The sequence below is a fragment of the Streptomyces sp. NPDC088810 genome (assembly GCF_044750305.1).
GTDB lineage: Bacteria > Actinomycetota > Actinomycetes > Streptomycetales > Streptomycetaceae > Streptomyces.
On record NZ_JBIVJQ010000011.1, the window covers coordinates 42488 to 56462 of the forward strand.

9 protein-coding genes are annotated in these 13975 nt (G+C 72.9%); 7 read left to right on the forward strand and 2 right to left on the reverse strand.

The genetic code is table 11. The features are described 5' to 3' along the window. Positions 1-62: 62 nt before the first annotated feature. Together ACIP4Y_RS29580 and ACIP4Y_RS29585 are read left to right on the forward strand one after the other, a co-directional pair. The gene (locus ACIP4Y_RS29580; RefSeq protein ID WP_401398774.1) at positions 63-3101 is read left to right on the forward strand and encodes an AAA family ATPase; all 3039 of its coding nucleotides are present in this window, start codon (positions 63-65) and stop codon (positions 3099-3101) included. 38 nt (positions 3102-3139) lie between these two features. Next, positions 3140-3370: a DUF6191 domain-containing protein gene (locus ACIP4Y_RS29585; RefSeq protein ID WP_358636165.1), complete on the forward strand. Its 231-nt coding sequence runs from the start codon at positions 3140-3142 to the stop codon at positions 3368-3370. Positions 3371-3385: 15 nt separating this feature from the next. Here ACIP4Y_RS29585 and ACIP4Y_RS29590 read toward each other — a convergent pair whose 3' ends face one another. Continuing rightward, positions 3386-4549 (reverse strand): PQQ-dependent sugar dehydrogenase, encoded by a 1164-nt coding sequence (locus tag ACIP4Y_RS29590; RefSeq protein ID WP_401398775.1) that lies wholly within the window; start codon positions 4547-4549, stop codon positions 3386-3388. Positions 4550-4661: 112 nt separating this feature from the next. Next, entirely contained in the window at positions 4662-5660 is a 999-nt protein-coding gene (locus ACIP4Y_RS29595; protein WP_401398776.1) for an aldo/keto reductase, read from the reverse strand. A gap of 75 nt (positions 5661-5735) precedes the next feature. On the opposite strand from ACIP4Y_RS29595, the gene ACIP4Y_RS29600 reads away from it, so the two are divergent. The 5 genes from ACIP4Y_RS29600 (at position 5736) to ilvC (ending at position 13876) form a co-directional block, all read left to right on the forward strand. Then, positions 5736-6713 (forward strand): 2-hydroxyacid dehydrogenase, encoded by a 978-nt coding sequence (locus tag ACIP4Y_RS29600; RefSeq protein WP_401398777.1) that lies wholly within the window; start codon positions 5736-5738, stop codon positions 6711-6713. A 199-nt stretch (positions 6714-6912) separates the two neighbouring features. Then, the gene (locus ACIP4Y_RS29605; RefSeq protein WP_401398778.1) at positions 6913-10110 is read left to right on the forward strand and encodes a putative bifunctional diguanylate cyclase/phosphodiesterase; all 3198 of its coding nucleotides are present in this window, start codon (positions 6913-6915) and stop codon (positions 10108-10110) included. A 243-nt stretch (positions 10111-10353) separates the two neighbouring features. Further along, complete coding sequence (locus ACIP4Y_RS29610) at positions 10354-12204, forward strand: acetolactate synthase large subunit (protein ID WP_401398779.1); 1851 nt, start codon at positions 10354-10356, stop codon at positions 12202-12204. A 30-nt stretch (positions 12205-12234) separates the two neighbouring features. Further along, a complete protein-coding gene (ilvN, locus tag ACIP4Y_RS29615; protein WP_358636174.1) occupies positions 12235-12759 on the forward strand; it encodes an acetolactate synthase small subunit in 525 nt (174 codons plus the stop codon). A 118-nt stretch (positions 12760-12877) separates the two neighbouring features. Beyond that, positions 12878-13876: a ketol-acid reductoisomerase gene (ilvC, locus tag ACIP4Y_RS29620; protein WP_358636176.1), complete on the forward strand. Its 999-nt coding sequence runs from the start codon at positions 12878-12880 to the stop codon at positions 13874-13876. The last annotated feature ends 99 nt before the right edge of the window (positions 13877-13975 follow it).

Consider the following 13975-nt stretch of genomic DNA (forward strand, 5'->3'; position numbering starts at 1 on the left):
CCGGTACGACCATCACACGGGGGCTGTGGAAAACCGGTGCCGGGCCGTCCCGGCCTCGTGCCATGCTCGGGCCCGTGGAGACCAGGTCCGTCAGTCCCGTGTTCGTCGGCCGCACCGACGAGTTGGGCACGCTGAACGACGCGCTCGCCCGTGCCGCCGCGGCCGAGCCGCAGGCGCTGCTGCTCGGCGGCGAGGCGGGCGTCGGCAAAACCCGCCTCGTGGAGGAGTTCGCCACGGCCGCGGCCCGGCTCACAGCCGTCGTCGCCGTCGGCGGCTGCGTGGAGATCGGCGCCGACGGGCTGCCGTTCGCCCCCTTCTCCACCGCGCTGCGGGCCCTGCGCGACGCCCTGCCCGAGGAGTTCGCCGCCGCCGCGGCCGGCCAGGAGGAGGAACTCGCCCGGCTGCTGCCCGACCTCGGCGAGGCCGGCGCCGGCCGCCACGACGAACAGGGCATGGCCCGCCTGTTCGAACTCACCGCCCGGCTGCTGGAGCGGGTCGCCGCCGAACACACCGTCGTGCTCGTCCTGGAGGACCTGCACTGGGCCGACGCCTCCACCCGCCACCTCCTCGCCTACCTCTTCCGCACCCTGCGCGCCGGCCGCCTCCTCGTCCTGGCCACCTACCGCTCCGACGACATCCACCGCCGCCACCCGCTGCGCCCCCTGCTCGCCGAACTGGACCGGCTGCGCACCGTCCGCCGCATCGAACTCGCCCGCTTCACCCGCGAGGAGGCCTGCCGCCAGATCGCGGGCATCCTCGCCGCCGAACCCGACCCCGCCCAGGTGGACGAGATCTACGAACGCTCCGACGGCAACGCCTTCTTCATCGAGGAGCTCGCCGTCGCCGCCGCCGAGGGCAACTGCACCGGTCTCACCGACTCCCTGCGCGACCTGCTCCTGGTCCGGGTCGAGGCACTGCCCGAGAGCGCGCAGCGGGTCGCCCGCATCGTCGCCGAGGGCGGCTCCACCGTGGAGTACCGGCTGATCGCCGCCGTGGCCCAGCTGACCGAGGACGACCTCATCGAGGCGCTGCGGGCCGCCGTCGGCGCCAACCTGCTCACCGCCACCCGGGCCGGCGACGGCTACCGCTTCCGGCACTCCCTGGTCCGCGAGGCCGTCGCCGACGACCTGCTGCCCGGCGAACGCTCCCGGCTCAACCGCCGCTACGCCGAGGCCCTGGAGGCCGACCCGGCCCTCGTCCCCGCCGACGCCCGCGTGATGCGCCTGGCCAGCTACTGGTACCACGCACACGACGCCGCCAAGGCCCTGCCCGCCGTCCTGGCCGCCGCCGTCGTCGCCCGCCGCCGGCACGCCTACACCGAACAACTCGGGCTGCTCGAACGGGCGATGGAGCTGTGGGACAGCGCCCCGCAGGAGGTGCGCTCCGCCCTGCGCCCGGTCGACTACACCGAGGTCTACCCCCCGTGCGGCTGCGACCCGGCCACCACCCCGCTGCGCTACCTCGACCTGATGGCCGAGGCCGCCGTGGCGGGCCGCTTCGGCGGCGAACGCGAACGCGCCCTGAAGATCACCAAGCGCGCCCTGCGCCTCCTGGAGGAGGAACCGGACCCCTTGCGCGCCGCCTGGTTCTGGGTGCAGCGCTCCCGGCTCGTCCAGGCCCTGGCCCGCGGCGACGGCTGGCGGGAACTGGCCACCGCCCAGGACCTGGTGCGCGGCCTGCCGCCGTCCGAGGTGCACGCCGAGGTGCTGGCGGTCGCCGCCAACTGGTCCATGCAGCGCCGGCCGGGACCCGAGGCCCTCGCCGCCGCCGAGCGGGCGGTGGAGTACGCGGGGATGGTGGGTGCCCGTGAGACCGAACTCCACGCCCGCCTCACCCTGGGCGGCCTGACCGTGGAGTCCGGTGACCCGGAGGCCGGCCTCGCGCAGATGCGCCAGGTGCTGCGGGAGACCCGCGCGGAGGGCATGCACCATGTCGCGGGCCGCGCCTATGTGAACCTGCCGTCCGCGCTGCAGAGCGTCGGCCGCGACCGGGAGGCCGTCCCGCTGCTGCGCGAGGGCATCGAGTTCTGCCGCGGATACGGGCTGCTGGACTCCGGCGCCTGGGCGTGGGGCAACCTGTCCGAGGCGCTGTACTCGCTCGGCCAGTGGCAGGAGGCCGCCGAGGCCGCCGCGCACGCCACCCGGGTCGGCCACAGCGCCAAGCCCCGCGGCGCCGGCGCCCTGCGCCTGGCCCACCTCGCGCTGGCCCGCGGCGACCTCGCCGAGGCCGGCCGGCAACTCGCCGCCGCCCGCGCCTGGTACGGCACGCACGACCCGATGCCCCAGCAGCTGCTGCCCCTGGCCCGCATCACCCTCGGGGTCGCCGCCGCCGACGGCCGGATCGCCGACGCCCGCGCTGCCCTGCTCCCGGCCCTGGACGCCGGTTTCCCGCCCGGCACCCACCGCTACGGCTGGCCGCTGCTGCTGGCCGCCGCCACCGCAGAGGCCGACGCCCGCACCCTGCCCGCCGCCCGGCCCGGCCGAGCCGAGATGCTCGACCGCCTCTCGGCCGCCGGACGGACCCTCACCACCGGCGTCCCGCTCTGGCACGCCTACGACCAGTGGACCCGGGCCGAACTGCTGCGCGCGGAGGGCCGGGACACCGCCTGCACCTGGTCCCCGGTCGTCGCCGCCTTCGAGTGCCTGGACCGGCCCTACGACCTCGCCCGGGTCCGCCACCGGCTGGCCGGGGCGCTGCTGGCCGAGGGCGGAGACGACGAGCGCGACCGCGCGGTGGAACTGCTCCGGCTGGCCGCGGCGGTCGCCGCCCACCTGGGCGCCCGCCCCCTCGCCGACGCCGTCGCCCGGCTCGCCCAGCGCGCCCGCCTCACCCTGACCCGCGCCGCCCGGCCGGGCCCCGCCGACCCGGCCGCGGCGCTCGGCCTCACCAGCCGGGAGCGGGACGTCCTCGGCCTGGTCGCGGCCGGCCGCACCAACCGCCAGATAGCCGAGGAGCTGTTCATCTCCCCGAAGACCGCGAGCGTCCACGTCTCCAACATCCTCAGCAAGCTCGGCGTCTCGGGCCGGGGCGAGGCGGCGGCCGTGGCCCACCGGCTGGGACTGTTCACGGCCGGGCCGCTCGCTGCCGACACACCGGGCTGAGACCTACGCTGGAGAAAACCGGCAATGAGGGGGGAGCCGTGTTCAACGCGTTCGAGGAACTGTTCGCACCGGGGCGCAAACACACCCGGGACGAACAGAAACGACTGGAACTGACCCGCGAGGACGTGGGCGACAACGACCCCGGCCGCGGCCCGATAGACCTCGCCTCCGGCAAGGCGGTGATACGCCTGCCGGGCCCGGCCCCGGCTGGGACGGAACCCGGCGGGACGGAACCGGACGAGCAGCCGACGGCGCCGGACGCGGGGTGAGCCGGTCGGCCGGGGCTACCGCACCCGCAGCTCCAGCACCCGGTCGTCCCCCTTCTCCGGGCTGCCCCGGCCGTCCGTGTTGCTCGTCACCAGCCACAGCCTGTCGCCGCCCGCCGGGACGACCGTACGCAGGCGGCCGTAGGTGCCGGTGAGGAACGCCTGCGGGGCGGCCGAGGCCGACGTGCCGTTCAGCGGGACACGCCACAGCCGCTCGCCCTTCAGGCCCGCCATCCAGACCACGCCGTTCACGAGGGCGATCCCGCTGGGGGAGGCGTCGTCGGTGCGCCACTGGGCCACCGGGTTCTGCAAGGAGGGGTCGGAGGACCTGCCCTCGGCCCGCGGCCAGCCGTAGTTCCCGCCCGGCTTGACGGCGTTCAGCTCGTCCCAGGTGTCCTGGCCGAACTCCGAGGCGAACAGCCGCTGCCGGCCGTCCCAGGCGAGGCCCTGCACGTTCCGGTGGCCGTACGAGTACACCGGCGAGCCGGGCAACGGGTTGCCCGGCGCCGGTTCGCCGTCCGGGGTCAGCCGCAGGATCTTGCCGCCCGGCGACTTCCGGTCCTGCGCCAGCCCCTTCCGCCCGCTCTCGCCGGTGCCCGCGTACAGCATGCCGTCCGGGCCGAAGGCGATCCGGCCGCCGTTGTGGATGAAGCCCTTCGGGATGCCCCTGAACACCGTGTCCGGGGCGCCCAGTTGCTCACCGGCCGGCTTCCGCTCGTCGTAGCGCATGCGCACGATGCGGTTGTCCGAGGCCGAGGTGAAGTAGGCGTAGACCATGTGGTCCGAGGCGTAGTCGGGGGAGAGGGCGATGCCCAGCAGGCCGCCCTCGCCGGCCGGGGAGACCCCGGAGACCGTGCCCAGCTCGGTCTTCCGGCCCGTCTTCTCGTCGATCCGGCTGATCGTGCCCTCGTCCCGGGACGACACCAGCAGCCCGCCACCGGGCAGCGGAGCCAGTCCCCACGGCGTCTTCAGCCCCTCGGCCACCGTGCGCAGCACCCGCACCGAGCCCTTGGCCGGCGGCACGGACTCGGTGGCCCGCGGCGAGGAGGTGCCCGACGCCGTCCCGTCCGCCGTGCGCCCGGCCCGCTCCGGCCGTCCCTGCCCGCCGGAGGAGCAGCCGGCCGTCAGCATCAGGGCGGCCGCGGCCAACACCGCCGTCACAGCTCCACGTTGCACGATCATGGTCCCTTCGACGCGGCGGTCCGAACGGCACGCTGTCGCTGTCGCTCTCCTTGTCCGACACCGCCCGCGCACTCCCGGGTTCCCGGTCCCCGGCAACCGATCGGGGGAAACCTCAGTCCCACGACCCCTGCGCGGCCGGCAGCCGGGACACCTCCGTCAGGTCCTCCGCGGTCAGCCGCAGCCCGGCGGCCGCCGCGTTCTGTGCCGCCCAGCGCTCCCGCTTGGTGCCCGGCAGCGCGATCACATGGCGGCCCTGCGCCAGCACCCAGGCCAGCGCCACCTGGGCCGGGGTGACCTCCTCGCCGTGCCGGCGGGCGATGCGCCGCAGGCCCACGACGATCGGCTGGTTGGCCGCCATCATCTCCGCGGTGAACCGGGGATGCCGGGCGCGCACGTCGTCCGGCTCGAAGCCCTCGCCCGGCGTCAGCGTGCCGGTCAGGAAGCCGTTGCCCAGCGGCATCGCCGCCAGGAAGCCCACCCCGCGCGCCTCGCACCACGGCAGCAGCGCCCGGAGCGCCTCCGGCGACCACACCGACAGCTCCGCCTGCACCGCGCTCACCGGGAACACCTGCTGGACCCGCTGCAACTGGCGCAGCGTCGCGTCGTACAGGCCGGCGCCCGTGCGGCGCCCGCCGCGCGCCCCCACCGCGCACAGACCCAGCGCCCGCACCTTCCCGGCCCGCACCAGGTCCGCCATCGCGCCCCAGGTCTCCTCGACGGGCACCTCCGGGTCGGCGCGGTGCAGCTGGTACAGGTCGATCACGTCCGTCTGCAGCCGCCGCAGCGAGGCGTCGCAGGCCCGCCGCACATAGCCGGGGCGGCCGTTGGCCACGATGTGCTGCTCGCCCACCAGCAGCCCCACCTTCGTGGACACGAAGGCGTCCCGGCGCCGGTCCTTCAGCACCCGGCCCAGCAGCAGCTCGTTGGTGAACGGCCCGTACATGTCCGCGGTGTCCAGCAGGTCGGAGCCCAGGTCCAGCGCCCGGTGCACGGTTCTGAGCGACTCGTCACCCCGCTGCCGCGATCCGCTGTACGCCCAGCTCATCGGCATGCACCCGAGTCCGACGGCCCCCACCGCGAGTCCCCCCGCGCCGATCGTCCTGCGCTCCACCTGCTCGTGAACCTCCCTCTGCCCGGCCCCCAACCTAACCTCTGCACGCGCGCGTGCCTGACATAGCCTCCTGGCATGACTTCACAGGTGTGGCTTCCCATTCCGCCCGAGGAGATCAAGGGGCTGCCCGCTGGCCCCCGGTACCTGTTCTGGGACGGGGGAGACGACGGTGACCAGCCGTTTCCCGGCGACCCCGCGGAGTGCGCCGTGTACGTCGTGCCGTACATGAAGCGGCTGTCGGTCCGGGTCGGCCCGCTGGAGCACCTGACGAACGTCCGGGTCATCCAGACGCTCACCGCCGGCGTCGACGACATCACCGACCGGCTGCCGGCGATCCCGCCGGGGGTGCGGCTGTGCAACGCGCGAGGGGTGCACGAGACGAGCACGGCCGAGCTGGCGCTCACCCTGACCCTCGCCGCGCTGCGCGGCGTCCCCGAGTTCGTCCGCGCCCAGCAGCAGGAGCGCTGGCTGGGCGGTTTCCACCCGGCCCTCGCCGACAAGAACGTGCTGATCGTCGGTTACGGGGCGATCGGTGCCGCCATCGAGGACCGGCTCGCTCCCTTCGAGGTAGCGCGGGTGGCGCGCATCGCGCGCTCCCAGCGCACCACGGCGCGCGGTCTTGTGCACCCGATCACCGATGTGCTTTCACTGCTCCCCGAAGCGGACGTCGTGATCCTCTGCACCCCGCTCACGGAGACCACCAGGGGGCTTGTCGACGCCGACTTCCTCGGCCGGATGAAGGACGGCGCGCTGCTCGTGAACGTCGCGCGCGGAGCCGTCGTCGACACCAAGGCGCTCCTCGCCGAGCTGGAGCGGGGCCGGATCACGGCCGCCCTGGACGTCACGGATCCCGAGCCGCTGCCCCCGGGCCATCCCCTGTGGCAGGCGCCAGGAGTGCTGATCAGCCCGCATGTCGGCGGCCCGTCGTCGGCCTTCCTGCCCCGCGCGAAGCGGCTCCTCGTGGACCAGTTGACCCGGTACGTGAACCAGGAGCCGCTGCGCAACGTGATCCTTACGACCGGACCGGGGGCGGCGGGAGATACCGGGCGCTAAACCGCTTCCGACACCCTCCGCAACCTTTCGGACGCGGCCCGTGCCCGCATCCCCGCTGGTCGTCACGGAGCGTAGAGACACTATGTCCCTGAGTGACGATCCTGGTGTATCGTCCCGACAGGGGCTGCGCCGCTGACCGTTCGGCGCCGGGGATGGACATTTCAGATTTGTGAGGGGGGCGACGGGCGATGCACGGCCTATGGACGAACGATCCGACGCGGCGGAGCCGCCGACGGCGACCCTGGCGCACGGCCGCGCGCAGGCGCGGCCACCACACCAGCCACCACAGCCATCACCAGCGCAGGCACAGCGGCCGCCGCAGGCATGCGCACCCAGCGCACCGGGACCGTCGGGACCCGGGAGCGGCGCAGACCGGGAGGCCCCGGTGAGCGCCCCGCCCTCTGTGACGACCACCCTCGACGGAGCGGTGCGCGCACCGCACCCGCACGAGGCGCCGCCGCCCCGCCGCCAGGCCGCCGCCGGCGGCAACCGGCTGCTGGAGCAGCTCGTCCTCGCCCTGATCTGCGCGGCCTACGCCGTCGGAGCCGCGTCCGGCTGGGGCACGAACGAAGTCGCGCTCATCATGGGCGACTTCGGCCTGAGCGCCGCGGCCGGCACCGCCGCCGTCTCCTGCTTCCTGTACGCCCGCAGCCGGCGCGTGCGCTTCCGCTCGGCCTGGCTGCTGTTCGCCCTCTCCTCGACCATGGCCGCGCTGGGCAACGCGGTCTGGGGCTGGTACGAGGTGGTGCTGGGCCGGGCCGTGCCCAGCCCCAGCTACGCCGACCTGTTCTTCCTGTGCTTCGCGCCGCCCGCCATCGTGGGCCTGCTGGTGCTTGCCAAGCGGCCGGCGTCGCGGGCCGGCTGGATCTGTCTGGGTCTGGACGCCTGGCTGATCGGCGGCTCGCTGCTCACCCTGTCCTGGAGCCTCGCGCTCGCCCAGGCGGCCCGGATCGACGGCTCCAGCGTGGCGCACGCCGCGCTGTCGCTGGCGTACCCGCTGCTCGACATCGCGCTCGTCAGCATGGTCCTCGCGCTGCACTTCCGCCGCGCCCCGGGCAACCGTACGGCGGTGAACACCGCGATCGGCGCGCTCGCGCTGACCGTGATGTGCGACGCCCTGTTCACCTCGCCGCTGCTGCACAGCAGCTACCGCTCCGGGCAGCTGCTGGACGCGGGCTGGTTCGCCGGCTCGCTGCTGCTCGCCTACGCCCCCTGGGCCGCCCCCCGGCGCGGGAGCGCGCAGGAGGCCCGCGCGGCGGACGGGCACACGCGCGTGGTCCACGAGCACGTGCCGGGCCAGCGGAGTACGGGACACCACCCCCCGCTCCTGCCCGCGCCCGGCGGCGAGCACAGCCGGTACCCGGCCGGCCGCCCGCTCACCGGCTCCCTCGCCGCCCTCACCCCGTACCTCGCCGCAGCCGTGTGCACCCTGGGCATCCTGTACAACGTCCTCAACGGCCGCAGGCCCGACCACGTGGTGCTGATCACCGCGGGCGCCGTGGTGCTGGCGCTCGTCATGCGGCAGGGCATCATGCTGCTGGACAACATCACCCTCACCCAGGAACTGGCCCAGAAGGAGAACCACTTCCGCTCCCTGGTCCAGGGCTCCAGCGACGTCATCATGATCGCCGCCCCGAACGGCATCCTCCGGTACGTCTCCCCGGCCGCCGCCGGGGTGTACGGCCGGCCCGCCGAGGACCTGGTGGGCACCGAGCTGGCCGCGCTCATCCACCCCGAGGACCTGGGCTGTGTGGTGCACGAGGTGCGCCGCTTCCTCGCCGCCAGCCCGCTGGAGGAGCCCACCACCCGCATCGAGTGCCGGTTCCGTTCCGGCGAGGGCGGCTGGCTCAACGTCGAGTCGACCGTCAACCGGCACCACGGCGGGCTGATCTTCAACAGCCGGGACGTGACCGAAAGAGTGCGCCTCCAGGCGCAGTTGCAGCACAACGCCGAGCACGACCCGCTGACCGACCTGCCCAACCGCGCGCTGTTCACCAAGCGCGTGCAGCAGGCCCTGTCCGGCCGCCGGGCCACCGACCGGGGCGCCGCCCTGCGCGGTACGGCGGTGCTCTTCATCGACCTGGACGGCTTCAAGGCCGTCAACGACACGATCGGCCACCAGGCCGGGGACGAGCTGCTCATCCAGGCCGCCCGCAGGCTCCAGGACGCGGTCCGGCAGGGCGACACCGCGTCCCGGCTGGGCGGCGACGAGTTCGCGGCCCTGATCGTCGGGGACGGCACCCGCGACCGTGCCGCCCGGGAGCGGAACATCCTGGAGCTCGCCGACCGCCTCAGGACGACCCTCTCCCAGCCGTACGCCATCGACGGCAACGATGTCCGGGTCAACGCCTCCATCGGCGTGGCCTTCGCCGAACCGGGCCTGGGCGCGGGCGAGTTGCTGCGCAACGCCGACCTGGCGATGTACCGCGCGAAGTCGGCCGGAAAGGGCCGGGTCGAGTTGTACAAACCGCAGATGCAGCAGGACGTCGTCCGCAAGGCGGAGCTGGCCACGCGCCTGCGTGCCGCGCTGCACGACGGCGAGTTCACGCTGCTGCACCAGCCCGTGGTGTGCCTGGAGAACGGCCGGATCACGGCGGTCTGCGCGCAGGCGCGCTGGCGCTCCTCGCAGGGGGTGCTGTTCACGCCCGCCGAGTTCCTGCGGGTGGCCGAGGACGGCGACAAGACCGCCGAACTGGACCGCTGGATCTTCCAGGAGGCCGTGCAGCAGGCGGCCGAGCGGGCCGCGACCGGGGTCGCGGTGCCGGTGGCGGTGCGGATGAGCGCGCGGCGGCTGCTGGACCGTTCGACGCCGCTGGGCTCGGTGGAGGCGCTGCTGACCCGGCACGGGCTGCCGCCCGGGGCGCTGGTCGTCGAGCTGTCCGACACCGATCCGCGGGTCTCGCTGGACGAGCTGGAGCGGCGGCTGACCGCGCTCAGCCGGCTCGGGGTGCGGATCGCGCTGGACGGCTTCGGCAGCGGCTACGCGGCCATCACGGCGCTCAGGCGGCTGCCCGTGGACATCCTCAAGCTCGACCGCAGCCTGGTCGAGGGTGTGGTCGAGTCCGCGCGGCTGCACAAGATCACCAGCGGTCTGCTGCGGATCGCCGGGGACCTCGGGCTCCAGTCGGTCGCCGAGGGCGTGGACCTGCCCGAGCAGGTGGTGGCGCTGCGCGCGATGGGCTGCACCCATGGACAGGGCATGGCGTTCGCCGGTCCGCTGGACGAGTACCGGCTGCGCCGGGCGCTCGGATCCGGCCACTATCCGGTGCCGCACGCCCCGGCCGAACCGGCGTTCGCAGGGAAGGCGGCGGGGGTGTACACCGGGGGTGTACCCGCTGTCTTCGGAGGCGGCAGTGCCCTTCGTTCACATTCTGAGACGCCCGTCCCACCCACTTGACACGTGGTGCGTGCCGGGGGGAGGGTCAGTCCCATGCGCACCCGAATTCTCGTACTTGGACAGCGCGTCGGCTGAGCTGGGACCCACCGGAGGACGATCCGGAATCCCCAGCGACCTCACCGGCGCGCTCCCCTCGCTTGCCTTCCGGCACGAGGGGTTTTTTGTTGCACGAGTGACTTTCGTGCAGTGCTCCCACTCCGCCCGAACCTCGCAAAAACCCTCAGCATCGAGAAGAGAATGCCGATGACCGAGCAGGCCACCGGGGCCCACCATCCGCAGCCGCGGCCCCGTTCCGGAGGACAGCAGTCCGCCCCCGTCGAGCACGTCACGGGTGCGCAGTCCCTCATCCGCTCCCTCGAGGAGGTCGGCGCGGACACGGTATTCGGCATTCCGGGCGGCGCGATCCTGCCGGCCTACGACCCGCTGATGGACTCCACCCGGGTGCGGCACGTCCTGGTCCGGCACGAGCAGGGCGCCGGCCACGCGGCCACCGGCTACGCGCAGGCCACCGGCAAGGTCGGCGTCTGCATGGCGACGAGCGGCCCGGGCGCGACGAACCTGGTGACGCCGATCGCCGACGCGCACATGGACTCGGTGCCGCTGGTCGCGATCACCGGCCAGGTCGCCTCCAAGGCGATCGGCACGGACGCCTTCCAGGAGGCGGACATCGTCGGCATCACCATGCCGATCACCAAGCACAACTTCCTCGTCACCAAGGCCGAGGACATCCCGCGGGTCATCGCGCAGGCGTTCCACATCGCCTCCACCGGCCGCCCCGGCCCGGTCCTGGTCGACATCGCCAAGGACGCCCTCCAGGCGAAGACCACCTTCACCTGGCCCCCGGTGATGGACCTGCCCGGCTACCGCCCGGTGACCAAGCCGCACGCCAAGCAGATCCGCGAGGCCGCCAAGCTCATCACCACCGCCCGGCGGCCCGTCCTCTACGTCGGCGGCGGAGTCCTCAAGGCGCAGGCCACGGCCGAGCTGAAGGTCCTCGCCGAGCTGACCGGCGCGCCGGTCACCACCACCCTGATGGCGCTCGGCGCGTTCCCCGACAGCCACCCGCAGCACCTGGGCATGCCCGGCATGCACGGCAGCGTCGCCGCGGTCACCGCGCTGCAGAAGGCCGACCTGATCGTCGCCCTCGGCGCCCGCTTCGACGACCGCGTCACCGGCAAGCTGGACAGCTTCGCCCCCTACGCCAAGATCGTCCACGCGGACATCGACCCGGCCGAGATCGGCAAGAACCGCGCCGCGGACGTGCCGATCGTCGGCGACGCCCGCGAGGTCATCGCCGACCTGGTGCAGGCCGTGCAGAAGGAGCACAGCGAGGGCCACACGGGCGACTACAGCGCCTGGTGGAGCGACCTGAACCGGTGGCGCCAGACCTACCCGCTCGGCTACGACCTGCCGGACGACGGCTCGCTCTCCCCGCAGCAGGTCATCGAGCGCGTCGGTCAGCTGGCCCCCGAGGGCACGATCTTCGCGGCGGGCGTCGGCCAGCACCAGATGTGGGCCGCGCACTTCATCCAGTACGACAAGCCCGCCACCTGGCTCAACTCCGGCGGCGCCGGGACGATGGGCTACGCGGTCCCGGCCGCGATGGGCGCCAAGGCCGGGCAGCCGGGCCAGACGGTCTGGGCGATCGACGGCGACGGCTGCTTCCAGATGACCAATCAGGAACTGACCACCTGCGCCCTGAACAACATCCCGATCAAGGTCGCCATCATCAACAACGGCGCCCTGGGGATGGTCCGCCAGTGGCAGACCCTCTTCTACAACCAGCGCTACTCCAACACCGTGCTGCACAGCGGCCCCGAGGACATCAACCCGGAGGCCAAGGGCACGCGCGTGCCGGACTTCGTGAAGCTGTCCGAGGCGATGGGCTGCGTGGGCCTGCGCTGCGAGCGCCCGGAGGACCTGGACAAGGTCATCGAGGAGGCCAACTCCATCAACGACCGCCCGGTCGTCATCGACTTCATCGTCCACGAGGACGCGATGGTCTGGCCGATGGTCGCCGCCGGCACCTCCAACGACGAGATCATGGCCGCCCGGGACGTCCGCCCCGACTTCGGCGACAACGAAGACGACTGACCTCAACAGGCAAGGAAGAGCAAAAAGACCATGTCCAAGCACACGCTCTCCGTCCTGGTGGAGAACACGCCGGGCATCCTCGCCCGCATCGCCGCCCTGTTCTCCCGGCGCGGCTTCAACATCGACTCGCTCGCGGTCGGCGTCACCGAGCACCCCGACATCTCCCGCATCACCATCGTGGTGACCGTCGAGGACCTGCCGCTGGAGCAGGTCACCAAGCAGCTCAACAAGCTCGTCAACGTGCTGAAGATCGTCGAGCTGGAGCCCGGCCAGGCCGTGCAGCGCGAACTCGTTCTCGTGAAGGTCCGCGCCGACAACGAGACGCGTTCCCAGATCGTGGAGATCGTCCAGCTGTTCCGCGCCAAGACCGTCGACGTCTCCCCGGAGGCCGTGACCATCGAGGCCACCGGTTCCAGCGACAAGCTGTCCGCCATGCTCAAGATGCTGGAGCCGTACGGCATCAAGGAACTGGTCCAGTCCGGCACGATCGCGATCGGCCGCGGCGCCCGTTCGATCACGGACCGCTCGCTGCGCGCTCTCGACCGGACGGCGTAAGACTGAGAACGGGCGGCCGGCGACCTACGGCCGCCCGTATGCCGAGACCCCCGAACTTCCTTCCCGCCCGCCGTCATACGGTGGGACGCACCACCTGCACACAAGGAGAGAACCCAAAGTGGCCGAGCTGTTCTACGACGCCGACGCCGACCTGTCCATCATCCAGGGCCGCAAGGTCGCGGTCATCGGCTACGGCAGCCAGGGCCACGCCCACGCCCTGTCGCTGCGTGACTCCGGTGTGGACGTGCGTGTCGGTCTGCACGAGGGCTCGAAGTCCAAGGCGAAGGCCGAGGAGCAGGGCCTGCGCGTCGTGACCCCGGCCGAGGCCGCCGCCGAGGCCGACGTCATCATGATCCTGGTGCCGGACCCGATCCAGGCCCAGGTCTACGAGGAGTCCATCGCCCCGCACCTGAAGGACGGCGACGCGCTGTTCTTCGGCCACGGCTTCAACATCCGCTTCGGCTTCATCAAGCCCCCGGCCGGCGTCGACGTCGCCATGGTCGCCCCGAAGGGCCCGGGCCACCTGGTCCGCCGCCAGTACGAGGAGGGCCGCGGCGTCCCGTGCATCGCCGCCGTCGAGCAGGACGCCTCCGGCAACGCCTTCGCGCTGGCCCTGTCGTACGCGAAGGGCATCGGCGGCACCCGCGCCGGCGTCATCAAGACGACCTTCACCGAGGAGACCGAGACCGACCTCTTCGGCGAGCAGGCCGTGCTGTGCGGTGGTACCGCGGCCCTGGTCAAGGCGGGCTTCGAGACCCTGACCGAGGCCGGCTACCAGCCGGAGATCGCCTACTTCGAGTGCCTGCACGAGCTGAAGCTGATCGTGGACCTCATGTACGAGGGCGGCCTGGAGAAGATGCGCTGGTCGGTCTCCGAGACCGCCGAGTGGGGCGACTACGTCACCGGCCCGCGGATCATCACGGACGCCACCAAGGCCGAGATGAAGAAGGTCCTCGCCGAGATCCAGGACGGCACCTTCGCCCGGAACTGGATGGACGAGTACCACGGCGGTCTGAAGAAGTACAACGAGTACAAGCAGCAGGACTCCGAGCACCTGCTGGAGACCACCGGCAAGCAGCTGCGCAAGCTGATGTCGTGGGTCGACGAGGAGGCGTAAGCCTGCCGACAGGGGCCGGGGCGGACTGCCCCGGCCCCTGTTGTCCACCCCGTCCAGCCCCGGACGAGTGATCCTTCCGCGGCGGCGCAATACGGCGCC